This is a genomic window from Pseudomonas sp. B21-012 (assembly GCF_024749305.1).
GTDB lineage: Bacteria > Pseudomonadota > Gammaproteobacteria > Pseudomonadales > Pseudomonadaceae > Aquipseudomonas.
This window is the reverse complement of the sequence record NZ_CP087197.1, coordinates 4,687,895-4,710,970: the sequence shown is the minus strand read 5'-3', so window position 1 is coordinate 4,710,970 and position 23,076 is coordinate 4,687,895. Positions and strand designations below refer to the sequence as shown.

22 protein-coding genes are annotated in these 23,076 nt (G+C 63.6%); 16 read left to right on the top strand and 6 right to left on the bottom strand.

The genetic code is table 11. The features are described from left to right. Positions 1 to 29: 29 nt before the first annotated feature. The gene (locus LOY37_RS21475) at positions 30 to 1,319 is read right to left on the bottom strand and encodes an OprD family porin (RefSeq protein WP_258607877.1); all 1,290 of its coding nucleotides are present in this window, start codon (positions 1,317 to 1,319) and stop codon (positions 30 to 32) included. 201 nt (positions 1,320 to 1,520) lie between these two features. Between LOY37_RS21475 and LOY37_RS21470 the strand changes: the two genes are divergently transcribed. Both LOY37_RS21470 and LOY37_RS21465 read left to right on the top strand, forming a co-directional pair. After that, on the top strand, positions 1,521 to 2,192 hold the full coding sequence (locus tag LOY37_RS21470; protein WP_045197613.1) for a response regulator: 672 nt from the start codon (positions 1,521 to 1,523) through the stop codon (positions 2,190 to 2,192). Beyond that, positions 2,185 to 3,564 (top strand): sensor histidine kinase, encoded by a 1,380-nt coding sequence (locus LOY37_RS21465; protein WP_045197615.1) that lies wholly within the window; start codon positions 2,185 to 2,187, stop codon positions 3,562 to 3,564. The genes LOY37_RS21470 and LOY37_RS21465 overlap by 8 nt, the downstream gene beginning before the upstream one ends. On the opposite strand, the gene LOY37_RS21460 is transcribed toward LOY37_RS21465, so the two are convergent. Together LOY37_RS21460 and LOY37_RS21455 are read right to left on the bottom strand one after the other, a co-directional pair. After that, positions 3,561 to 4,367 (bottom strand): HDOD domain-containing protein, encoded by an 807-nt coding sequence (locus LOY37_RS21460; protein WP_045197617.1) that lies wholly within the window; start codon positions 4,365 to 4,367, stop codon positions 3,561 to 3,563. The genes LOY37_RS21465 and LOY37_RS21460 overlap by 4 nt on opposite strands. A 55-nt stretch (positions 4,368 to 4,422) precedes the next feature. Beyond that, complete coding sequence (locus LOY37_RS21455; protein ID WP_258715673.1) at positions 4,423 to 5,364, bottom strand: folate-binding protein YgfZ; 942 nt, start codon at positions 5,362 to 5,364, stop codon at positions 4,423 to 4,425. Positions 5,365 to 5,529: 165 nt separating this feature from the next. Here LOY37_RS21455 and LOY37_RS21450 point away from each other — a divergent pair, with 165 nt between their 5' ends. Continuing rightward, complete coding sequence (locus LOY37_RS21450; RefSeq protein WP_045185642.1) at positions 5,530 to 5,784, top strand: succinate dehydrogenase assembly factor 2; 255 nt, start codon at positions 5,530 to 5,532, stop codon at positions 5,782 to 5,784. After that, positions 5,768 to 6,220: a protein YgfX gene (locus LOY37_RS21445; RefSeq protein WP_045197622.1), complete on the top strand. Its 453-nt coding sequence runs from the start codon at positions 5,768 to 5,770 to the stop codon at positions 6,218 to 6,220. The genes LOY37_RS21450 and LOY37_RS21445 overlap by 17 nt, the downstream gene beginning before the upstream one ends. Here LOY37_RS21445 and nadB read toward each other — a convergent pair. Beyond that, complete coding sequence (nadB, locus tag LOY37_RS21440) at positions 6,189 to 7,805, bottom strand: L-aspartate oxidase (RefSeq protein ID WP_258715672.1); 1,617 nt, start codon at positions 7,803 to 7,805, stop codon at positions 6,189 to 6,191. The genes LOY37_RS21445 and nadB overlap by 32 nt on opposite strands. A 432-nt stretch (positions 7,806 to 8,237) precedes the next feature. Between nadB and rpoE the strand changes: the two genes are divergently transcribed. From rpoE to pdxJ, 10 genes are all read left to right on the top strand, one after another. Beyond that, positions 8,238 to 8,819: an RNA polymerase sigma factor RpoE gene (gene rpoE / locus LOY37_RS21435; protein WP_010220971.1), complete on the top strand. Its 582-nt coding sequence runs from the start codon at positions 8,238 to 8,240 to the stop codon at positions 8,817 to 8,819. A gap of 31 nt (positions 8,820 to 8,850) precedes the next feature. Further along, on the top strand, positions 8,851 to 9,441 hold the full coding sequence (locus LOY37_RS21430; protein WP_038999040.1) for an RseA family anti-sigma factor: 591 nt from the start codon (positions 8,851 to 8,853) through the stop codon (positions 9,439 to 9,441). Positions 9,442 to 9,453: 12 nt separating this feature from the next. Further along, a complete protein-coding gene (locus LOY37_RS21425; RefSeq protein ID WP_258715671.1) occupies positions 9,454 to 10,419 on the top strand; it encodes a MucB/RseB C-terminal domain-containing protein in 966 nt (321 codons plus the stop codon). A 204-nt stretch (positions 10,420 to 10,623) separates the two neighbouring features. After that, positions 10,624 to 12,021 carry a DegQ family serine endoprotease gene (locus LOY37_RS21420; RefSeq protein WP_176794323.1) on the top strand — a complete coding sequence of 466 codons (1,398 nt, stop codon included), beginning with the start codon at positions 10,624 to 10,626 and terminating at the stop codon, positions 12,019 to 12,021. Between the two features lie 192 nt (positions 12,022 to 12,213). After that, positions 12,214 to 14,013: a translation elongation factor 4 gene (gene lepA / locus LOY37_RS21415; RefSeq protein WP_045197631.1), complete on the top strand. Its 1,800-nt coding sequence runs from the start codon at positions 12,214 to 12,216 to the stop codon at positions 14,011 to 14,013. Between the two features lie 5 nt (positions 14,014 to 14,018). After that, positions 14,019 to 14,873: a signal peptidase I gene (gene lepB / locus LOY37_RS21410; protein ID WP_045197633.1), complete on the top strand. Its 855-nt coding sequence runs from the start codon at positions 14,019 to 14,021 to the stop codon at positions 14,871 to 14,873. Positions 14,874 to 15,121: 248 nt separating this feature from the next. Further along, positions 15,122 to 15,811: a ribonuclease III gene (gene rnc / locus LOY37_RS21405; protein WP_010220977.1), complete on the top strand. Its 690-nt coding sequence runs from the start codon at positions 15,122 to 15,124 to the stop codon at positions 15,809 to 15,811. Then, a complete protein-coding gene (era, locus tag LOY37_RS21400) occupies positions 15,804 to 16,706 on the top strand; it encodes a GTPase Era (RefSeq protein ID WP_045197636.1) in 903 nt (300 codons plus the stop codon). Before rnc ends, era begins: the two co-directional genes overlap by 8 nt. Positions 16,707 to 16,763: 57 nt before the next feature. Then, on the top strand, positions 16,764 to 17,447 hold the full coding sequence (recO, locus tag LOY37_RS21395; protein ID WP_045197638.1) for a DNA repair protein RecO: 684 nt from the start codon (positions 16,764 to 16,766) through the stop codon (positions 17,445 to 17,447). Between the two features lie 63 nt (positions 17,448 to 17,510). After that, on the top strand, positions 17,511 to 18,236 hold the full coding sequence (gene pdxJ / locus LOY37_RS21390) for a pyridoxine 5'-phosphate synthase (RefSeq protein WP_267954166.1): 726 nt from the start codon (positions 17,511 to 17,513) through the stop codon (positions 18,234 to 18,236). 65 nt (positions 18,237 to 18,301) lie between these two features. Here the strand turns inward: pdxJ and LOY37_RS21385 are convergent, their stop codons facing one another. After that, positions 18,302 to 19,693: a heavy metal sensor histidine kinase gene (locus tag LOY37_RS21385; protein WP_258715670.1), complete on the bottom strand. Its 1,392-nt coding sequence runs from the start codon at positions 19,691 to 19,693 to the stop codon at positions 18,302 to 18,304. Then, a complete protein-coding gene (locus LOY37_RS21380; RefSeq protein ID WP_045197646.1) occupies positions 19,690 to 20,364 on the bottom strand; it encodes a heavy metal response regulator transcription factor in 675 nt (224 codons plus the stop codon). The genes LOY37_RS21385 and LOY37_RS21380 overlap by 4 nt, the downstream gene beginning before the upstream one ends. A gap of 204 nt (positions 20,365 to 20,568) precedes the next feature. On the opposite strand from LOY37_RS21380, the gene LOY37_RS21375 reads away from it, so the two are divergent. Together LOY37_RS21375 and LOY37_RS21370 are read left to right on the top strand one after the other, a co-directional pair. Then, positions 20,569 to 21,822 (top strand): TolC family protein, encoded by a 1,254-nt coding sequence (locus LOY37_RS21375; RefSeq protein WP_093380056.1) that lies wholly within the window; start codon positions 20,569 to 20,571, stop codon positions 21,820 to 21,822. Between the two features lie 37 nt (positions 21,823 to 21,859). Further along, on the top strand, positions 21,860 to 23,074 hold the full coding sequence (locus LOY37_RS21370; RefSeq protein ID WP_045197651.1) for an efflux RND transporter periplasmic adaptor subunit: 1,215 nt from the start codon (positions 21,860 to 21,862) through the stop codon (positions 23,072 to 23,074). Positions 23,075 to 23,076 lie beyond the last annotated feature (2 nt).

The following is a 23,076-nucleotide window of genomic DNA, read 5'->3' as shown; positions in this document are numbered from 1 at the left end:
CTCTCCGTGAACGTTATTGTTATCAGGGATTACCACAGCGCAAGGCTGTAACTCACCAGCAGTCGCACTTCGTCGGCATCGCGGGCGAAGTTGGAGCGGAAGGTGGCGTTGCGCAGGCGCACGGCGACGTTTTTCAGGGCGCCACTTTGCACCACGTACTTGAACTCGGTGTTGCGTTCCCACTCCTTGCCCTCGCCACCATTGGCCAGGCTGACATTATCGCCGCTGATGTAGCGGCTCATGAAGGTCAGGCCGGGGATGCCGAGCTTGCTGAAGTCGTAGTCGTAACGGGCTTGCCAGGAGCGCTCGTCGGCGCCGGCGAAGTCGTTGATCTGTACGAAGTTGACCAGGTACGGGTCGGCGCCATCGACATAGGGGAAGGCGGTGTCGCCGGACAGGTGCTGGTAGCCGGCGCTGAGCTTGTGGCCGTTCAGGCCGTAGCTGAGCATGCCGTTGAGCGCGGTGTTGTCGATGTTGCCACCGCGGGCCTGGCCCTGGTCGTCACTGAAGGCCATGCGCAGGTCGGCGCCGAAGGTGCCCGGGCCCCACGGCTGGGAGGCGATCAGGCCGACGAAGTGCTGGCGGTAGACGTCATCGAGCTGGGCCCAGTGGTAGCTGCCGGTGATCTTGTCGGTGAACCTGTAGTCCAGGCCGGCCATGTCGAAATGGTTGCCGGCGACGGTGCCAAGAAATCGGCTGTTCTTGTTGTTGAGGGCGATGTCCTCGTTGTTGGTGCTGTCGCGGTCGCGGGCTTTTTCCAGGCGCCCGCCGGTGAAGGTCAGGTTGCTGATTTCGCCCGAGGTCAGCAGGCCGCCCTCGAAAGTCTGCGGCAGGATGCGCCCGTCGTTTGGCTGCAGGGTTGGCAGCTCCGGGATCAGCGTGCCGATCTTGAGTTCGGTCGCGGAGATCTTCACCTTGCCGGTCAGGCCGAGCTTGGAATACTCGTCGGCGGCGCGGCCATCGTCGTGGGTTGGCAGCAGGCCGGTGCCGGTGCGGTCGGGGCTTGAGTCGAGCTTGATACCGAGCATCCCCAGGGCATCCAGGCCGAAGCCTACAGTACCGTCGGTATAACCTGACTCGAAATTGAGCATGAAGCCCTGGGCCCATTCGTCACGCTTGGATTGCTGGGCGCTGGTGCCATCGCGAAAGTCGCGGTTGAAGTACATGTTGCGGGTTTCGAAGCTCGCCTTGCTGTCATCGAAGAAGGCGGCCTGGCTCAACGGGGCGACGCCGGCAAGGGCGAGGGCGCTGGCAACTGCGGTCTGGCGGGAAGGTAGACGTCGGGTAGGCGCGTACGCCTGCGGCTGCATGGACAGCATCGTGGAGTGACTCCGTTATTGTTCTTATTAGTTCGGACCTTGGGTCCGGTTTTACGGCAAGCAGAGTGAGCCGTGAGAGGATGCTAGGGCTTGAACCTTTCGCTAACCTTTCAGCAGCTTTTGATTGCGCCGAAGGCTTCACAGGCGGGCTGTCGGTTGTACACTCCGCGCCATTGAACGCGACGCAAAGGGGAGAAATCGATGCGTGTGCTGCTCGTCGAAGACCATCTGCAACTGGCCGAAAGCGTGGCCCAGGCCCTGAAAAGCACCGGCCTGACCGTGGATGTGCTGCATGATGGCGTGGCCGCCGACCTGGCCCTGGCCAGCGAGGAATACGCCGTGGCGGTACTCGATGTCGGCCTGCCGCGGATGGACGGCTTCGAGGTGCTGGCGCGCCTGCGGGCCCGCGGCAAGACCGTGCCGGTGCTGATGCTGACCGCGCGCAGCGACGTCAAGGACCGGGTTCATGGCCTGAACCTGGGCGCCGACGATTACCTGGCCAAGCCGTTCGAGCTGACCGAGCTTGAGGCGCGGGTCAAGGCCCTGCTGCGCCGTAGCGTGCTCGGTGGCGAGCGCCAGCAGCGCTGCGGGCCGCTGGTTTACGACCTCGATACCCGGCGCTTCACCCTCGGCGAAGAGCTGCTGACCCTGACCTCCCGCGAGCAGGCGGTGCTCGAAGCACTGATTGCGCGGCCCGGGCGGGTGATGAGCAAAGAGCAGCTGGCCGCCCAGGTGTTCGGCCTGGACGAAGAAGCCAGCGCCGACGCCATCGAAATCTACGTGCACCGCCTGCGCAAGAAGCTCGACGGCCATGCCGTGGCGATCGTCACCTTCAGGGGGCTCGGCTACCTGCTCGAGCACAAAGATGCGTAACAGCGACAGCCTGCGCGGGCGACTGCTATGGAACCTGGCAATCCTGCTGGTGGTGCTGATGCTGGCCAGCGGCCTGAGCGCTTACTGGAACGGCCGTGAAGCCGCCGACACCGCCTACGACCGTACCTTGCTGGCCTCGGCACGGACCATCGCCGCGGGCCTGTCGCAACGCGACGGCACCCTCAGCGCCGATGTGCCCTACGTGGCCCTGGATACTTTCGCCTACGACAGCGCCGGGCGTATCTACTACCAGGTCAACGATATTCACCAGCGCTTGATCTCCGGCTACGAAAACCTCCCGGCGCCGCCGCCCAATACTCCGCGTACCGACGATTACCCGGCCCTGGCGCGCTTTTACAACGCCCGTTACCTGGGGCAGGACGTGCGCGTGGTCAGCCTGCTCAAGGCGGTCAGCGAACCGAACATGAACGGCATGGCCGAAATCCGCGTGGCCGAAACCGAAGAGGCGCGGGTGCGCATGGCCCGCAGCCTGATGGCCGATACCCTGCTGCGCCTGGGTATGCTCGCCCTTGGCGCGCTGATGCTGGTGTGGTTTGCCGTCAGCGCCGCCCTGCGTCCGCTGGAGCGCTTGCGCAGCGCTGTGGAAGAACGCCAGCCCGATGACCTGCGGGCCTTACCGGTGGTCCAGGTGCAGCGCGAGCTGAGCCCGCTGGTGCGCGCCCTGAACCACTTTACCGAACGCTTGCGCGGCCAGTTCGAACGCCAGGCGCAGTTTATCGCCGAGGCCGCCCATGAACTGCGCACGCCGCTGGCAGCGCTAAAGGCGCGGGTCGAACTGGGCTTGCGCTCCAACGAGCCGCAAGTCTGGCGCGAAACCCTTGAGGCCGCCGCGCAAGGCACCGATCGCCTGACCCACCTGGCCAACCAGTTGCTGTCGCTGGCGCGGGTTGAAAACGGCGCCCGGGCGATTGCCGAAGGCGGCGCGCAATTGCTCGACCTCAGCCAATTGGCCCGTGAGCTGGGCATGGCCATGGCGCCGCTGGCCCATGCGCGTGGCGTCGCCCTGGCCCTGGAGACCGAGGGGCCGGTGTGGGTGCGCGGCGAGCCGACGCTGCTCAATGAGCTGCTGAGCAACCTGGTCGATAACGCCATGGCGTATACGCCCAAGGGCGGCGATGTGATTCTGCGCGTGGTTGAGCCGGGCATTCTCGAAGTCGAAGACGACGGCCCGGGGATTCCTGAAAGCGAGCGCGAAAAGGTCTTCGAGCGCTTCTACCGGCGCGGCGCCCAGGGCACTGGCCTGGGCCTGGCGATTGTCGGCGAGATCTGCCGCGCGCACCTGGCGCAGATCAGCCTGCACGATGGTGAGCGTGGCGGCTTGAAGGTGCGGGTCAGCTTCAGCGCTGACTAGCGGAACATCGCCTTGGCATTTAGCAGGTCGCTGGCCTGCAGTTCAGTGCCGGTAGGCAGGCCAAGGTGGCGGTAGGCGGGCAGGGCGGCCAGCGGCCGTTCCTTGCTGTTGCTGCTGAGCACCTGGGCGATCTGCACAATATCGACGTAGTCGACCTTGTCGGTGCCGCGATCCAGGTCCTGGATCAGCCCGGGCAGGTGCACCAGTTGCTCGGGGAACTCCCAGACGCTGAGGATCTTGTCGCCCAGTGCCGGGTGAATCTGTTCGATTACATAGTTCAGGCTGACCGGGTCGGAGAGCAGCTCGTTGTGCTCTTCGGCATACAGCAGGATCGGCAGTGCGCCAATCTGATGAACCAGGCCAGCGAGGGCTGCCTGGTCCGGCTTGAGCTGGGTGAATCGCAGGCACAGCTCATAGCTGATGCCAGCCACTTCGAGGCTTTTTGACCAGATCTCGCGCATTTTTTGCTCAACCACATCCGAGCGGGCATGGAAGATCTGCTCGATCACCAGGCCGATCGCCAGGTTGCAGCTGTAGTTGATGCCCAGGCGGGTGATGGCCGTTTGCAGGTCGGTGACCTCGGTGGCGGCGCGCAGCAAGGGGCTGTTGACCACCTTGATCAGGCGCGCCGACAACGCTGCATCGCGACCGATCACCTTGCTCAGGGTACTGACGCTGATCTCGCTGTCTTCGGCGGCTTCGCGAATGCTCAAGGCCACTTCCGGCAGGGTCGGCAGCACCAGGTCATCGTTGTCGATGGCGCTCAGCAGGTGGGCCTGGATCATCTCGGCCATCTTGTTCATGGTGATTCTCTACCGCAATTGACGAGTGCCCCGCCCGTGCAGGGCGGGCGCAGGCTCAGCGCTGGATTTCGCGATCGCGGTCCAGTTCGTAAGGAAGCGTCAGCAGCTCCAGGCGCGGACCTTCGGCGCTGCCCAGGTGCAGGTTGTTGTCGGCAACCGCGTCGGCGGTCAGCACGGCCAGCAGTTCGCAGCCCTGTTCACTGCGGGCAGCCAGTACCACTTCACCAACGGAGGAGTTGTGGGTGGGCGAGAACACTTCGGTGCCGGGCTGCGGCAGGTCACCCTCGGCCAGGGCCAGGCGGTACTGGCGGCGCTTGAGCTTGCCCAGGTACTGCATGCGCGCGACGATTTCCTGGCCGGTGTAACAGCCTTTCTTGAAGCTCACGCCACCCACGGCCTGCAGGTTGATCATCTGCGGAATGAACAGCTCGCGGGTTTGCAGCATGACCTGGCCGATACCGGCGCGGATCTGTCCGAGCAGCCAGTCGTTGAGCCCGGCCTCGGCCAACTGCGCCGCCAGTTGCGCTTGCACCGCCGGGGCCTGCTCGGCAGGTACCCACAACTCGATGCGCCCAGCCGATACGGCAATGGCGACCAAGCCGTTGTGACGGGTGACCGCGTCAGTCTGCACCGGCACTTCCAGGCCCAGGGCCGGCAGCGCGGCTGCACCGTCGTGCAGGCCGAAACGCACCCAGGCAGCGCTGTCGTCGGTCAGCTTGGCCTTGGAGAACACTGCGTACTTTTTAAGGTCGGCCAGTTGCGGTTCGAGCAGTTCGCGGGTCATCGCCAGCAAGTAGCCATCGCCCTCGGAGAGGATGCGAAAGCTCGACTGCATGCGGCCCTTGACCATGCAGCGGGCGCCAAGGCTGGCGGTATGCTCGTTGAGGTAACTGATGTTGCAGGTCAGCTGGCCTTGCAGGAACTTGCCGGCGTCCGAGCCGCGGACGGCGAGAACGCCTTCGTGGGAAAGGGTGCAGAAAAAAGCGGAATCGGCCATGGTTTATCGCAAGGTGATAGGACTGGGGCCCATGATAGAGCGCTGTCGGCAAAATAGGTAGTTGAGTACAGGCCTCTGTCATTATTTGCTCACATGTCCGGACCAACGTCGCGTGTCCCCCGGGCGCTGGCTCTGTATACTGGCGGCCTATTTTTGGAGGGCTTCATGGTCGAACAAATTGAACTCAACAAGCTCTTTTGGCACAGCCGCCGTGGCATGCTCGAGCTGGACGTGTTGCTGGTTCCTTTCAGCCAGGACGTTTTTCCAACCCTGAGCCCGGAAGACCGGGAACTGTACTGGCGCTTGCTCGGCTGCGAAGACCAGGACATGTTCGGCTGGTTCATGGAGCGCAGCGAGTCCGAAGACCCGGAGCTGCAACGCATGGTTCGCATCATCCTGGACCGTGTCCAGCCCAAGTGAGCGTTTCGAATGTCGCTGGCAGGGCTCAAGGGCACTGTTGGCGGCATACCTGGCCAGCCTGCTGCTGGCCTTGCTGGCCCTGAGCCTGCTGCAGGTGCCCCTGTGGCTGCGCCTGGCGGCCATTGCCTTGTGCCTGCTGCATGGCGCCTGGGTCATTCCCCGGCGCATCCTGCTGACCCACCCCAACGCCATTACTGCCCTGCGCCGCGATGCCCACGGCTGGCAGTTGTTCAGCCGCGCCCAGGGCTGGCAGGCGGTGCAACTCAAGCCCGACAGCCTGGCCTTGCCCGGATGCGTGGTATTGCGTTTTCGCCGGGCCGGGCGGCGTTTCAACGAGGGCCAGTGCATCGCCTTCGACGCGCTGGAGCCGGTGCAGCACCGGCGCCTGCGTTTGCGCCTGAAATTCAGTCGGCGTAGGTGGGCGGCTGCAGGATAGTGTCGCGGGCCTCTGTGAGCATGCCCGGGTAATCCAGGGTGTAGTGCAGGCCGCGGCTTTCCTTGCGTTGCATGGCCGAGCGGATCATCAGTTCGGCGACCTGGGCCAGGTTGCGCAATTCGATCAGGTCGCGGCTGACTTTGTAGTTGCTGTAGAACTCGTCGATCTCATCGAGCAGCAGGCGCACCCGGTGTTCGGCGCGCTGCAGGCGCTTGTTGGTGCGCACGATACCGACGTAGTCCCACATGAAGCGCCGCAGTTCGTCCCAGTTGTGCGCGATGATCACGTCTTCGTCCGAATCGGTCACCTGGCTGGCATCCCAGCACGGCAGCGCCCGGGGCATTGCAGTCTGGTCCAGGCGAGCGACGATGTCGTTGGCCGCCGAACGCCCGTAGACGAAACATTCGAGCAGCGAGTTGCTGGCCATGCGGTTGGCGCCGTGCAGGCCGGTAAAACTGGTTTCGCCGATGGCGTACAGGCCCGGCACGTCGGTCTGGCCTTGTTCGTCGACCATCACTCCGCCGCAGGTGTAATGGGCGGCCGGTACTACCGGGATCGGCTGGCGGGTGATGTCGATGCCAAAGCCCAGGCAGCGCTCGTAAACGGTGGGGAAGTGGCTTTTGACGAATTCGGCCGGCTTGTGGCTGATGTCCAGGTAGACGCAGTCCACCCCCAGGCGCTTCATTTCATGGTCGATGGCGCGGGCGACGATGTCGCGCGGGGCCAGTTCTTCGCGCGGGTCGAAGCGCGGCATGAAACGCTCGCCATTGGGCAGCTTGAGCAGGCCGCCTTCGCCGCGCAGGGCTTCGGTGATCAAAAAGCTCTTGGCCTGCGGGTGGTACAGGCAGGTCGGGTGGAACTGGTTGAACTCAAGGTTGGCCACCCGGCAACCGGCGCGCCAGGCCATGGCGATGCCATCGCCGCAGGCGCCGTCGGGGTTGCTGGTGTAGAGGTAGACCTTGGCTGCGCCGCCGGTGGCGAGCACGGTAAAGCGCGCGCCGAAGGTGTCGACTTCGCCGCTGGTGCGGTCCAGCACATACGCTCCCAGGCAGCGATCGCCGTCCAGGCCCAGGCGCCGCTCGGTGATCAGGTCGACCGCTACCCGTTGTTCCAGCAGCTCGATGTTCGGCCGCAGCCGCGCTTGCGCCAGCAGGGTGGTGAAGATCGCCGCGCCGGTGGCATCAGCGGCGTGGATGATGCGCCGATGGCTGTGGCCGCCTTCGCGGGTCAGGTGGAACTCGAAGCCGCTTTCTTCATCGCCGGCGTGTTCGTCGCGGGTAAAGGGCACGCCCTGGTCAATCAGCCACTGGATCGCTTCGCGGCTATGCTCAACTGTGAAGCGCACGGCGTCTTCGTGACACAGGCCGCCACCGGCATTGAGGGTGTCTTCGACGTGGGACTGCACCGTGTCGGTGTCGTCCAGCACCGCGGCCACGCCGCCCTGGGCCCAGAAGGTCGAGCCGTTGGCGAGGTCGCCCTTGCTGAGCACGGCGACGCGCAGGTGACCGGGGAGGGTCAGGGCCAGGCTGAGGCCGGCGGCGCCGCTGCCGATCACGAGAACATCATGTTGGAATTGTTGGCTCATGTCAGGACACTAGTATCTGAAGGGGGGGATCGGCACAATAGTCAGGCGCTTATGGCATTGTGAAACTATCGTGAATCTGGACCGGCTGCCTTTATAGCAGCCCCAAGGCCCTGATTTCCAATGGCGCTTGTGCAGTCCAGGGAGCCTTTTGTGGGAACTTTCCGTGATGTACGGATATCCATAGAAGGATGCCCGCACGCCACAATGCCGCGGCGACGCATGGCAGGCGCCCCTTGAAGGCACTGTTTGCGTATTCGAGACCCGATTATCGACGCAGCCGGCCGTGACCGCGCTGCGTTTTTCGTGCGAGCCGACCAAGGGCCGCAGGAAACTTGCTTGGAGGGGAGAACTTTTGCGCAAAGCCCGAGTCTATGGTTGCAAGCCTGAACGATGGCAGGTGCAACGCTCCTTCGAGTTCACTGAGGAGTGTTCATGCTAACCCAGGAAGAGGATCAGCAGCTTGTCGAGCGCGTGCAGCGTGGCGACAGGCGAGCGTTCGATCTGTTGGTGCTGAAGTATCAGCACAAGATTCTCGGGTTGATCGTGCGTTTTGTCCACGACACCCATGAAGCCCAGGATGTGGCGCAGGAAGCTTTCATCAAGGCTTACCGGGCGCTTGGTAATTTTCGCGGGGACAGCGCCTTTTATACCTGGCTGTACCGCATTGCCATCAACACGGCAAAAAACTATCTGGTGTCCCGCGGTCGGCGGCCACCAGACAGCGATGTAAGTTCCGAGGATGCGGAATTTTACGACGGCGATCATGGCCTCAAGGATCTGGAGTCCCCCGAGCGCGCGTTGTTGCGAGATGAGATCGAAGGCACCGTCCATCGGACCATCCAGCAACTGCCAGAAGATTTGCGTACGGCGTTAACTTTACGTGAATTCGATGGTCTGAGTTACGAGGACATTGCGAGCGTCATGCAGTGTCCGGTGGGTACCGTGCGCTCTCGAATCTTCCGCGCTCGGGAGGCCATAGACAAAGCCCTGCAGCCGTTGTTGCAGGAAACCTGAGACAGCGGCGACAGCCAAGAGAGGAACCGCCATGAGTCGTGAAGCTTTGCAGGAATCGCTGTCCGCGGTGATGGATAACGAAGCGGACGAACTGGAATTACGACGGGTGTTGAATGCCGTCGATGATCCCGAAACCCGTGCCACCTGGTCGCGTTACCAGGTAGCCCGTGCAGCCATGCACAAAGAGCTGGTACTGCCACAGCTGGATATCGCCTCGGCCGTATCCGCAGCCCTGGCCGATGAAGCCGCTCCGGCCAAGGTCTCCCGTGGACCCTGGCGCAGCCTGGGCCGCCTGGCCGTTGCCGCTTCGGTGACTGTCGCGGTACTGGCCGGTGTACGCCTGTACAACCAGGACGAAATCAGCGGTGCCCAGCTGGCTGCCCAACAACCGGCGCAGCAAGGCCTGAGCTTGCCACAAGCACAGGGCCCGGCCGTATTGGCAGGCTATAGTGAAAGTGCAGAACAGCCAGGCCCGATGGCCAATGGCGTGCTGCAGGGGCAAACCGGCTGGCACGACCAGCGTCTGCCTGGCTACCTGCGTCAGCATGCTCAGGAAGCAGCCCTCAAGGGTACCGAGAGCGCTCTGCCGTATGCACGTGCAGCCAGCCTGGAAAATCGCTAAGTAAGGAGGATCATGCGCGCGCTACCTCTCATACCGCTGCTGCTGGGTGGCTGGTTGACGCTACCGGCCCTTGCCGCCAACTCCTCTGCGCAGGCAGGTGACTGGCTCAAGCGTCTGGCCCAGGCCGAGCAACAGCAGAGTTATCAGGGTACTTTCGTTTACGAGCGTAACGGTAGCTTCTCCACCCACGACATCTGGCATCGCGTCCAGAGCGGCAAAGTCAGCGAGCGGCTGTTGCAGCTCGATGGCTCGGCCCAGGAAGTCGTGCGTGTCGACGGGCAGACCCAGTGCGTAAGCGGGGCCCTGGTACCGGGAGTGGCCAACACGCCGGAGTCTGCGGCGCGAGTGCTTGATCCTCTGAAACTGATGAGCTGGTACGACCTCGGGGTCGCCGGCAAATCGCGGGTGGCCGACCGTGAAGCGGTAATCGTCACCCTTACCCCGCGTGATCAACACCGCTATGCCTTCGAGCTGCATCTGGATAAAGAGACCGGGCTGCCGCTCAAGTCGTTGATGCTCGACGACGGTGGGCGATTGCTCGAGCGTTTCCAGTTCACTCGCCTGAATACCGCCGTCGCACCAAGCGATGAACAGCTCAAGGCCAGTGGCATCTGCAAGCCGGTTGCCCAACTGACCGCGCAGGCTGCACAACCTGTCACCGGCTGGCGATCGGACTGGTTGCCACCTGGATTCGAGCTGATCACCAGCTCCGTGCGCAAGGACCCGCAAAGCAAGAATGCCGTTAGCAGCCTGATGTACGACGACGGCCTGGCGCGCTTTTCGGTGTTCGTCGAAGCCCTCGACAAAGGCTCGGCCGCCGATATCCGCACGCAGCTGGGCCCGACGGTTGCCGTCTCGCGGCGCCTGACCACGCCCCAGGGCGAAATGATGGTGACTGTGGTGGGCGAGATCCCTATCGGCACCGCCGAACGCATTGCGCTGTCCATGCGCGCCCAGTATGCCCAGGCTAAAAAATGAGGCGCAGGCAATGAGGCTGACAGGTCGAGGATTGCTTGGCTGACATGATTGGCAAGCTTTGCAGTTTGCAAAAACTCCAGAATTTTTCTATAGGTCAGTCCTTTCGGGGGCTGGCCTTTCCTGCTTCTGCAGGTCCCTACTGCTAACCACGCTCGTTGTGACGGGAGCCGTATGTCAATACCACGCTTGAAAACCTACCTATCGATGGTCGCCGCCGTGTTCATGCTCGGTCAGGTGCTCACCGCCCAGGCCGAAGCCCTGCCGGACTTCACCACCCTGGTCGAGCAGGCCTCGCCTGCGGTGGTGAACATCAGTACCAAGCAGAAACTGCCGGACCGCAAGTACGCCGCCGGGCAGATGCCTGATCTTGAAGGCCTGCCGCCGATGTTCCGCGAATTCTTCGAGCGCAACATGCCGCAGACGCCGCGTTCGCCGCGCGGTGACCGCCAGCGTGAAGCGCAATCGCTGGGTTCGGGCTTCATCATCTCCAGCGACGGTTACGTGCTGACCAACAACCATGTGGTCGCCGACGCCGATGAGATCATCGTCCGCCTGTCGGACCGCAGCGAGCTGCAGGCCAAGCTGGTCGGCACCGACCCGCGCACCGACGTGGCCCTGCTCAAGGTCGAAGGCAAGGACCTGCCGACCGTCAAGCTGGGTGACTCCGAGAAGCTCAAGGTCGGTGAGTGGGTGCTGGCCATCGGTTCGCCGTTCGGCTTCGACCATTCGGTGACCAAAGGTATCGTCAGTGCCAAGGGCCGCACCCTGCCCAACGACACCTACGTGCCATTCATCCAGACCGACGTGGCGATCAACCCGGGTAACTCCGGTGGCCCGCTGTTCAACATGAACGGCGAAGTGGTGGGTATCAACTCGCAGATCTTCACCCGTTCCGGTGGCTTCATGGGCCTGTCGTTCGCCATCCCGATCGATGTCGCGCTGGATGTTTCCAATCAGCTGAAGAAAGACGGCAAGGTCAGCCGCGGCTGGCTGGGCGTGGTGATTCAGGAGGTCAACAAGGACCTGGCTGAGTCCTTCGGTCTCGACAAGCCGGCCGGTGCCCTGGTCGCCCAGGTGCTGGAAGATGGCCCGGCCGCCAAGGGTGGCCTGCAGGTCGGTGACGTGATCCTGAGCATGAACGGTCAGCCGATCGTCATGTCTGCCGACCTGCCGCACCTGGTCGGTGGCCTCAAGGATGGCGCCAAGGCCAAGCTCGACATCATCCGCAATGGCAAACGCCAGTCGCTGGACATCACCATCGGCGCACTGCCGGATGAAGATGCCGACATCACCACCAACGCCAATGGCGGCGTCGAGCGCAGCAGCAACCGCCTGGGTGTGTCGGTGGCCGACCTGACCGCCGAGCAGAAGAAGTCCCTCGAGCTCAAGGGCGGCGTGGTCATCAAGGAAGTCCAGGACGGTCCGGCAGCGCTGATCGGCCTGCGTCCGGGGGACGTCATCAGTCATCTGAACAACCAGGCGATCCTTTCGGCCAAGCAGTTCACCGAAATCGCCAAAGAGCTGCCGAAGAACCGGTCGGTGTCGATGCGCGTCCTGCGTCAGGGCCGCGCCAGCTTCATCACCTTCAAACTGGCTGAATAAGCCGGCTTGAGCAGAAAAGGGCAGCCTCGGCTGCCCTTTTTTCTGGGCGCCGCGCAGGTTTCCCGGGGCATGCACCGATTTCCCACAATCGCGGTACCCACAGTTCACGTGACGCCAACGTCAAGCTTCAGGTACAATTCCCGGCTATTTTTCGGTGGGCGTCCGGCCCGCAGCCTTTTTGAGTGTTGACCCGTGAGTGATTTGAGTCATATCCGCAATTTCTCCATCATCGCCCACATTGACCATGGCAAGTCGACCCTGGCCGACCGCTTCATTCAGATGTGCGGTGGCCTGACAGCGCGTGAAATGGAGGCCCAGGTACTCGATTCCATGGACCTGGAGCGTGAACGCGGTATCACCATCAAAGCCCACAGCGTCACCCTGCACTACAAGGCGCAGGACGGCAAAACCTATCAGCTGAACTTCATCGACACCCCTGGCCACGTTGACTTCACCTACGAAGTCAGCCGCTCGCTGGCGGCCTGTGAAGGTGCCTTGCTGGTGGTCGACGCCGGCCAGGGTGTAGAAGCCCAGTCGGTCGCCAACTGCTACACCGCCATCGAGCAGGGCCTTGAGGTCATGCCGGTACTGAACAAGATGGACCTGCCCCAGGCCGACCCGGACAAGGTCAAGGACGAGATCGAGAAGATCATCGGTATCGACGCCACCGACGCCGTGGCCTGCAGCGCCAAGAGCGGCATGGGCGTCGACGAGGTGCTCGAGCGCCTGGTGCACACCATCCCGGCGCCTACCGGTGACATCGAGGCGCCGCTGCAGGCGCTGATTATCGACTCCTGGTTCGACAACTACCTGGGCGTTGTCTCCCTGGTGCGTGTCCGTCACGGCCGGGTGAAGAAGGGCGACAAGATCCTGGTCAAGTCCACCGGCAAGGTCCACCTGGTCGACAGCGTCGGTGTGTTCACCCCCAAGCACACCCAGACCGCCGATCTCAAGGCCGGCGAAGTAGGCTTCATCATCGCCAGCATCAAGGACATTCACGGCGCGCCGGTGGGTGACACCCTGACCCTGAGCACGACCCCCGAGGTCGAGGTGCTGCCAGGCTTCAAACGCATTCAACCGCAGGTGTATGCCGGTCTGTTCCCGGTCAGTTCCGATGATTTCGAAGATTTTCGTGATGCATTGCAGAAACTGACCCTGAACGACTCGTCGCTGCAGTACCTGCCGGAAAGCTCCGACGCCCTGGGCTTCGGCTTCCGTTGCGGCTTCCTCGGCATGCTGCACATGGAGATCATCCAGGAGCGCCTGGAGCGCGAGTACGACCTGGACCTGATCACCACCGCGCCGAGCGTAATCTTCGAGGTCAAGCTCAAGACCGGCGAAACCATCTACGTCGACAACCCGTCGAAGCTGCCGGACGTGTCCTCGGTCGAAGACTTCCGTGAGCCGATCGTTTCGGCCACCATCCTGGTGCCGCAGGAGCACCTGGGCAACGTCATTACCCTGTGCATCGAGAAGCGTGGCGTACAGCGCGACATGCAGTTCCTCGGCTCGCAGGTGCAAGTACGCTACGACCTGCCGATGAACGAAGTGGTACTGGACTTCTTCGACCGCCTGAAGTCCACCAGCCGCGGCTACGCCTCGCTGGACTATCATTTCGACCGCTACCAGTCGGCTAACCTGGTCAAGCTCGATGTACTGATCAACGGTGACAAGGTCGACGCCCTGGCGCTGATCGTGCACCGCGACAATGCGCACTACAAGGGCCGCGCATTGACCGAGAAGATGAAGGAACTGATTCCTCGGCAGATGTTCGATGTGGCAATCCAGGCCGCCATTGGCGGGCAGATTGTTGCGCGTACGACTGTCAAGGCGCTCAGAAAGAACGTACTGGCCAAATGCTACGGTGGTGACGTTAGCCGTAAGCGCAAGCTGTTGGAGAAGCAGAAGGCCGGTAAGAAACGCATGAAACAGGTCGGCAACGTGGAAATCCCACAAGAAGCCTTCCTCGCCGTGCTCAGGTTGGATAGTTAGGTCCTATGTCGCTAAATTTCCCGCTGTTGCTTGTCATCGCCGTCGCCGTCTGCGGTCTGTTGGCCCTGGTCGACCTGCTGTTCCTGGCCCCGCGCCGGCGTTCGGCGATCGCCAACTATCAGGGCAGCGTCAGCCAGCCAGAAATGGCAGTGGTCGAGCGCCTGAACAAGGAACCGTTGCTGGTCGAGTACGGTAAATCGTTCTTCCCGGTGCTGTTCATCGTCCTGGTGCTGCGCTCGTTCCTGATCGAGCCGTTCCAGATTCCTTCGGGGTCGATGAAGCCGACCCTGGAAGTGGGCGACTTCATCCTGGTGAACAAGTTCTCCTACGGGATCCGCCTGCCGGTGATCGACAAGAAGGTCATCGAGGTGGGTGATCCGCAGCGCGGCGATGTCATGGTGTTCCGCTACCCGAGCGACCCGAACGTCAACTACATCAAGCGTGTGGTTGGCCTGCCGGGCGATCAGATTCGCTACACCAGCGACAAGAAGCTGTTCGTCAACGGTCAGGCGATCGCCGAGCAGCTGGTCGGCACTGAGCCGGGTACCCTGGGCAGCGCCGAGCTGTACAAGGAAAAGCTCGGTGAAGCCGAGCACCTGATCCGCAAGGAAATGAGCCGCTACCGCATGCCGCCTGACCAGCAATGGACAGTCCCGGCCGGCCATTACTTCATGATGGGCGACAACCGCGACAACTCCAACGACAGCCGTTACTGGGATGATCCCAACATTCCCAAGGAACTGCACGGCATGGTCCCGGACCAGAACATCGTCGGCAAGGCCTTCGCGGTCTGGATGAGCTGGCCAGAGCCTAAACTGAGCCACTTCCCGAACCTGTCGCGGGTCGGCCTGATCAAGTAACACCACAACGGCGCTGTCCTGGGACAGCGCCGAATGCGTTTCTGGCATAGGCTGTGTTCAGGGAAGCCTGGATTCAACCGACCACCCCGGCCAGCGAGCATGAGCCAAACAGTCTTTCAGGATGTTGATTTGAACAATGCGTTAAATCCGACGGTAGCCCCGATGGCGGCGTACCGAGTTGCAAAGTGTGAGCCCCGCGCCCAGGCGTGCGGGCTGAATTTCGGCCACGAACTGCGCGTGGGTACACTGTGAGCGTTTCCTTGAGCCGCCTCGAGCGCCAGCTCGGCTACACCTTCAAGAACCAGGAGCTGATGCTGCTGGCCCTGACGCACCGCAGTTTTGCCGGGCGCAACAACGAACGCCTCGAGTTCCTCGGCGATGCGATCCTCAACTTCGTCGCCGGTGAAGCGCTGTTCGAGCGCTTCCCCCAGGCCCGCGAAGGCCAGCTGTCGCGCCTGCGTGCGCGGCTGGTCAAGGGCGAGACCCTGGCGGTACTGGCCCGGGGCTTTGACCTGGGCGAATACCTGCGCCTGGGTTCGGGCGAGCTGAAAAGCGGCGGTTTTCGCCGCGAGTCGATCCTGGCCGATGCCCTGGAGGCGCTGATTGGCGCCATCTACCTGGATTCGGACATGCAGACCGCTCGCGAGCGGGTACTGGCATGGCTGGCGGGTGAATTCGAAAGCCTGACCCTGGTCGATACCAACAAGGACCCGAAAACCCGTCTGCAGGAATTCCTGCAGTCGCGGGCCTGCGAACTGCCGCGCTACGAAGTGGTGGATATTCAAGGTGAACCCCATTGCCGGACGTTTTTCGTCGAATGCGAAGTGACCCTTTTGACTGAAAAAAGCCGAGGGCAAGGCGTCAGCCGGCGTATCGCCGAGCAAGTCGCGGCCGCCGCAGCACTGATCGCCCTGGGCGTGGAGAATGGCAATGACTGATACCAACACTACCCGCTGCGGCTATGTCGCCATTGTCGGCCGCCCGAACGTCGGCAAGTCGACCCTGCTCAACCACATCCTTGGGCAAAAGCTCGCAATCACCTCGCGCAAGCCGCAGACCACCCGCCACAACATGCTCGGGATCAAGACCGAAGGTGATGTGCAGGCGATCTACGTCGATACCCCGGGCATGCACAAGAGCAACGAAAAGGCGCTCAACCGTTACATGAACAAGACCGCTTCGGCTGCCCTCAAGGACGTCGACGTGGTGATCTTCGTGGTTGACCGCACCAAATGGACCGACGAAGACCAATTGGTGCTCGAGCGCGTGCAGTACGTGCAGGGCCCGGTGATCCTGGCGATCAACAAGACCGACCGGATCGAAGAGAAAGCCGACCTGATCCCGCACCTGCAATGGCTGCAGGAGCAACTGCCGAACGCCGAGATCGTGCCGATCTCGGCCCAGCAGGGGCACAACCTCGAAGCGCTGGAAGGGCTGATCGCCAAACACCTGCCGGAAAACGAGCACTTCTTCCCGGAAGACCAGATCACCGACCGCAGCAGCCGCTTCCTGGCCGCGGAACTGGTGCGCGAGAAGATCATGCGCCAACTCGGCGCCGAGCTGCCGTACCAGATCACCGTCGAGATCGAAGAGTTCAAGCAGCAGGGCAAGATCCTGCACATCCATGCGCTGATCCTGGTCGAGCGTGACGGCCAGAAGAAGATCATCATTGGCGACAAGGGCGAGCGGATCAAACGCATCGGCTCCGAGGCGCGCAAGGACATGGAAGTGCTGTTCGACGCCAAGGTCATGCTCAACCTCTGGGTCAAGGTCAAGGGTGGCTGGTCCGACGATGAGCGCGCCCTGCGCTCGCTGGGCTACGGCGACCTCTGATCGCTCCAGGCCCGGTAGCGTCCGTTGCCGGGTCGAACCTTTTCTGAAGCGCCGCTCATGGAACTGCCAGTTGGCCAACCGGCCTACGTGCTGCACAGCCGGGCCTACCGTGAAACCAGCGCGCTGGTGGATTTCCTCACCCCGCAAGGACGCCTGCGCGCGGTCATGCGCCGTGCCCGTGGCAAAGGCGGCAGCCAGGTGCGGCCGTTCGTCCCGCTTGAAGTCGAGTTTCGCGGCCGCGGCGAGCTGAAGAACGTCGGCCGTCTGGACAGCGTCGGTGTCGCTGCCTGGCTGCACGGCGATGCGCTGTTCAGCGGGCTGTACCTCAACGAGCTGCTGATTCGCCTGCTGCCGGCTGAAGACCCGCATCCGGTGGTATTCGAACACTATGCGGCGACCTTGCAGGCGCTGGCCGCCGGTCGCCCGCTGGAGCCGCTGCTGAGGGCGTTCGAGTGGCGCCTGCTGGACGAACTGGGCTATGCCTTCGCCCTCGATCACGACGTCAACGGCGATCCGCTGGCGGTCGATGGCCTGTACCGCTTGCAGGTCGATGCCGGGCTCGAGCGCGTCTACCTGTTGCAGCCGGGGCTGTTCAACGGTGCCGAGCTATTGGCCATGGCTGAAGCCGCCTGGGAAATCCCCGGTGCTCTGGGCGCCGCCAAGCGCCTGATGCGCCAGGCCCTGGCCGTGCACCTGGGAGGTCGGCCGCTGGTCAGTCGCGAACTGTTTCGCAAGCGCTGAACAACGTCGTATGCTGTGGGGCTCAATCTTCAGGAGAGCCTCTTCGTGACTCAAAGCAACCGCATGCTGCTCGGCGTGAACATCGACCACGTGGCGACCCTGCGCCAGGCGCGTGGTACCCGCTACCCGGACCCGGTCAAAGCCGCGCTGGACGCCGAAGAAGCCGGTGCCGATGGCATTACCGTGCACTTGCGCGAAGACCGCCGGCACATCCAGGAGCGTGACGTGCTGCTGCTCAAGGATGTGCTGCAGACGCGCATGAACTTCGAAATGGGCGTCACCGAAGAAATGATGGTGTTTGCCGAGCGCATTCGCCCGGCGCACATCTGCCTGGTCCCGGAAACCCGTCAGGAGCTGACCACCGAAGGCGGCCTGGACGTCGCCGGTCAGGAAGCACGGATCAAGGCTGCGGTTGAGCGCCTGTCGCGCCTGGGCGCGGAAGTGTCCTTGTTCATCGATGCCGACGAGCGTCAGATCGAAGCCTCGCGCCGTGTCGGTGCGCCGGCCATCGAGCTGCACACTGGCCGTTATGCCGATGCGCAAACCCCGAGCGAAGTGGCTGAAGAGCTCAAGCGCGTGGCCGACGGCGTAGCCTTTGGGCTCGGCCAGGGCCTGATCGTCAATGCCGGTCACGGCCTGCATTACCACAACGTTGAAGCGGTGGCGGCGATCAAGGGCATCAACGAACTGAACATCGGCCATGCGCTGGTGGCCCATGCGCTGTTCGTTGGCTTCAAGTCGGCGGTGGCGGAGATGAAGGCGCTGATTCTGGCCGCCAGCCGGCACTGACAGATTCGACGCCAATCCTGTGAGAGCTGGCAAGCCAGCTCCCACACGATTGGGTGTAGGTTCATTTATTCGGTAGTATCGGCAAACACCAGGCTAAACCGCGTCACCCCCTGCAGCTCGCTCTGCACCTCAACCCGCCCGCCATGCACCTGCATGATCGAGCGCACGATTGCCAGCCCCAGCCCGGTACCGCCTTCCAGGCGCGAGCGCCCCGAGCCCACGCGGTAAAAGCGCTCGAACAGGTGCGGCAAATGCATCGCGGCAATACCGGGACCGCGATTTTCCACTGATACCCACACCGAGCCGTCGCGGCGTTCAATCGCGATGTTGATCGGCTGGCCCTCATCGCCATGGCGAATCGCATTGCTGAGCAGATTCGACAGCGCCCGCTGCACCATCAAGCGATCCCCCATCACCGTGCCCCAGCCCTGTACGCGCAGGGCAATACCTTTTTGCTCGGCGTTGCATTCGAACAGCTCGCAAACCCGCTGCACCTCGTCGGCCAGCACCACCGGCTTGAGCGGCACCTGCGCCTGCGGCTGGCTGACCTGGGCGAGGAACAGCATGTCGTTGATGATGCGGTTCAGCCGGGTCAGCTCTTCGATGCTGTTTTCCAGCGCTTCACGGTATTGCTCGTTGGAGCGCTCGCGGGTCAGGGTGACCTGGGCCTTGCCCATCAGGTTGCCGATGGGCGTGCGCAGTTCATGGGCAAGGTCGTCGGAAAACTGCGACAACCGCTGCACGCCGTCGTCCAGGCGGTCGAGCATGATGTTGATACCACCGGCCAGGTCGCCCAGTTCTTGCGGCAGGCCGGTTTCCGGCAGGCGGTGGCTGAGGGTTTGCGCCGAGACCTGTTCGGCCACCCGGCGAAAACGGCGCAATGGCAGCAGCCCGCGCTGGACCAGCTTCCAGGCGCCCAGGCCGATCAGCACCAGCAGCAGCGGCAAGGCCCACAGGGTCGAGCCCAGGTAGGCCTGGAGCAGGGCATGGTCGTCGGCGCGGTTGACCGTCAGCAGTACCCGCACCAGGGTGCCGTCCTGCAAGCGCATCAGCCGCGAGGCGGTGAGCAGGTGTTCGCCGTCCTGGTCGCGCCAGGGGCTGAAAGCCAGGTGCGGGCCGCTTTCGATCTGCAGCAAGGCGTTGGCTTCCAGGGCCGGGCCTAGAGTGAGCAGGGCTGAGTGACGGCCGGTCAGGGCAATGACGCTCAGGCTCAGGTTGTCGTGGCCCATGACCACATCCAGCAACGGATGCACCGGCGTGCCCAGGTCGGCGGCCTTGAGGTCAATCGTCAGGCTGTGTTCGATCTGCGCCATCTTGTTGGCCAGGTGCTTGCGTGCACGGCTGTCCAGCTCATGGTCGAGGGCAAATACCGCAAGGCATGCGAGCAGCAGCACCAGCGCCGCGCCCATCAGGCTGACGCTCAGGCCCAGGCGCAGCGACAGGCGCGCAGGTTTCATTCGCGGGCCTCAAGTACGTAGCCGACGCCGCGCAGGGTGTGGATCAGCTTGTTGTCGAAAGGATCGTCGATTTTCGCCCGCAGGCGGCGGATCGACACTTCCACCACGTTGGTGTCGCAGTCGAAGTTCATGTCCCAGACCAGCGAAATGATCTGTGTGCGCGACAGTACCTCGCCGCTCTGGCGCATCAGCAGGTGCAGCAGGGCGAACTCCTTGGCGGTCAGGTCGATGCGCTGGCCGCTGCGGTAGGCGCGGTGGCGGCTGGGGTCCAGCTCCAGGTCGGCGACCTTGAGGGTATTCGGTTGCAGGGCCTGGTCGTTGCGCCGCAACAGGCTGCGGATGCGCGCCAGCAGTTCGGGGAACTCGAAGGGCTTGAGCAGGTAATCGTCGGCGCCCAGGTCCAGGCCCTTGACCCGATCGGCCAGGCGGCCGTGGGCGGTGAGCATCATGATCCGCGTGCTGGACTCGGCGCGCAGGCGCTGCAGCACGGTCCAGCCATCGAGCTCGGGCAGGTTGACGTCGAGAATCACCAGGTCATAGGCCTGCTGGCGCGCCAGGTGCAGGCCGTCGGCGCCAGTGTGGGCGCAATCGACGATGTAGCCGTTTTCGCGCAGGCCCTGTTGCAGGTATTCGGCGGTGCGCAGTTCGTCCTCGACAATCAGTAGACGCATGGGATGACTCGTTGGCAGTGAAAGGCGCTGATTCTCAACCCTGTAGTAACTGTAAGGTCAAGCGCTGGAGTGCATTGAGCGGCGGATACTAAGCCATCCGCGCCTGCGGTTTGCCTGGATTACAGATTTGTAATACTTGAGTCATCCTGGCGATAAACCCCGATTACTAGAGTGCGGGCTCCGATCACGGCGCAGGAGTCCGCCATGTTCTGCACCCTGGAGCGGCCAGGCACAGGCCCTGGCCGACTATTGCTGGCCCTGTTGTTGCTGGCCTTGCCGTCGCTGGCCCTGGCGCAGGAGCCCGTATTAACGCTGGAATCGGCGCTGCAGACGGCCCGTGACAACAACCCCGAGCTGGCTGCGGCGCGTTGGGGCATCGACATTGCCGAAGGCGAGCGGCGCCAGGCCGGTGTACTGCCCAACCCGCAACTGAGCTGGGAAGTGGAAGACACCCGCAAAGGCTCGCAGACCACCACCGTTGGCGTCAGCCAGCTGTTCGAGCTGGGCGGCAAACGGGGGGCGCGCCTGGACGTTGCCGGCCGCGATGCCGAGCTGGCGGCGCTGGAACTGGAACGCCAGCGCAACGTGCTGCGGGCCGAGGTTATTGCTGCCTTCCAGGCCGCTGCCCAAGCCCAGGAAGGCTTGCAACTGGCCGAGCAGTCGTTGCGCCTGAGCGAGCGTGCGCTGCAAGTGGTGCAAGGCCGGGTCAGGGCCGGTAGCGCCTCGCCGGTCGAGGCTACCCGCGCCCAGGTGCAACTGTCAGAAGTGCGCCTGGAGCAGGGCCGCGCCGAGCAGGCGCTGACCGTTGCCTACCAGCAACTGGCCGCCGTCACTGGCGCTGCCAGGGTGCAGTTCAGCCGCGTTGACGGCGGCCTGCAGGCGAACAACGACATCCCCAGCCGCACACTGCTGCTCGATCGCCTGGAGCAGACGGCCGACTTGCGCCTTGCCCGCCTGCAGATCGACCAGCGCGAAGCCGCCCTGGGCCTGGCCCGCAGCCAGCGTATTCCCGACCTGACGGTCAGCGTCGGCAGCCAGTACAGCGAAACCGACCGCGAGCGCATCAATGTGGTCGGGCTTTCGGTGCCGATTCCTTTGTTCGATCGCAATCAGGGCAATGTGCTGGCCGCTGCCCGGCGCGCCGACCAGGCCCGGGACCAGCGCAATGGCGCCGAACTGCGCCTGCGCAGCGAAGTGGTCCAGGCCCTGGCACAGTGGAGCACGGCGGCCAGCGAGGTGCAGACCTTCGACCGCTCGATCCTGCCTTCGGCGCAGCAGGCGCTGGATGCCGCCACCCGCGGCTTCGAGCGCGGCAAGTTCGCCTTCCTTGATGTACTCGACGCCCAACGCACCCTGGTGGCTGCGCGCCTGCAATACCTGCAGGCCCAGGCCCAGAGCAGCGAGGCACGGGTGCGCCTGGAACGGATCTTTGGCGACCTGAGCCTCGCCAGTCGCTGATCGCGACCATCACCCGACACTTTGCTGAGGAACCTGCATGAACAACAAGTCCATCACGCTGCTGGTCGCGGCCCTGCTGCTCGGCCTGGGCCTGGGCGTGCTGCTGGCGCGCCAGGGCGGCCCGGTTGCCGCCGCCCCTGCCGCCGCCCACGCCCATGCCGAAGGCGATCATGAAGAAGAGGAACATGGCCAAGCGGAACAAGCCGAAGAAGGTCATGAAGAGGAGGGCGCGCTGACCCTAAGCCAGGAGCAGATAGATCTCGCCGGTATCGAGCTGGCCGCCGTTGCCCCGCGCCAACTGCAGCGCAGCCTGGCGCTGCCCGGCGAGATCCGTTTCGACGAAGACCGCACCGCGCACCTGGTGCCGCGCGCAGCCGGGGTGGTCGAGTCGGTCGCCGTGGTGCTCGGCCAGCAGGTCAAGGCCGGCGATCTGTTGGCGGTGATCGCCAGCCCGCAGATCTCCGAGCAGCGCAGTGAACTGGCGGCCAGCCAGCGCCGCCTGGAACTGGCGCGCAGCAGCTACCAGCGCGAGAAGGACCTGTGGCAAGAGGGCATTTCCGCCGAGCAGGATTACCAGCAGGCGCGCCAGGCCCTGCAAGAGGCAGAAATCGCCCAGGCCAATGCCCGGCAGAAGATCAGCGCCCTGAGCGGCAGTGTTGTGCTGGCCGGCGGCAACCGCTACGAGTTGCGCGCACCGTTTGCCGGGCAAATCGTCGAGAAGCACTTGGTGCCGGGCGAGGTGGTCAACGAAACCAGCGCCGCCTTCACCCTTTCGGACCTGTCACGGGTCTGGGCGACTTTCGGCGTGGCGCCCCGTGACCTGCCCAAGGTGCGCGCCGGCATGCCGGTGACCATCGTTGCCAGCGAGCTGGGCCAGCAGGTGAGTGGCACGGTTACTCATGTCGGCAGCCTGCTCGGTGAACAGACCCGTACCGCCGCCGTGCGCGTCACCCTCGACAACCCGCAAGGGGCCTGGCGCCCCGGCTTGTTTGTCGCCGTGCAGGTGCCCACCGAGCAGTATGCCGCCGCCCTCAGCGTACCGGACCAAGCCCTGCAGACCCTGGAAGAAAAGCCCACGGTGTTCGTGCGCACTGCTGAAGGCTTTATCGCCCAGGCGGTTGAGCCGGGCGCCAGTGCCAACGGTTTCGTCGAGATTCGCAAGGGCCTGCAAGCCGGCCAGCAAGTAGCGGCTCAGGGCAGCTTCATCCTCAAGTCGGAGCTGGGCAAGGCCAGCGCCGAACACGCCCACTGACC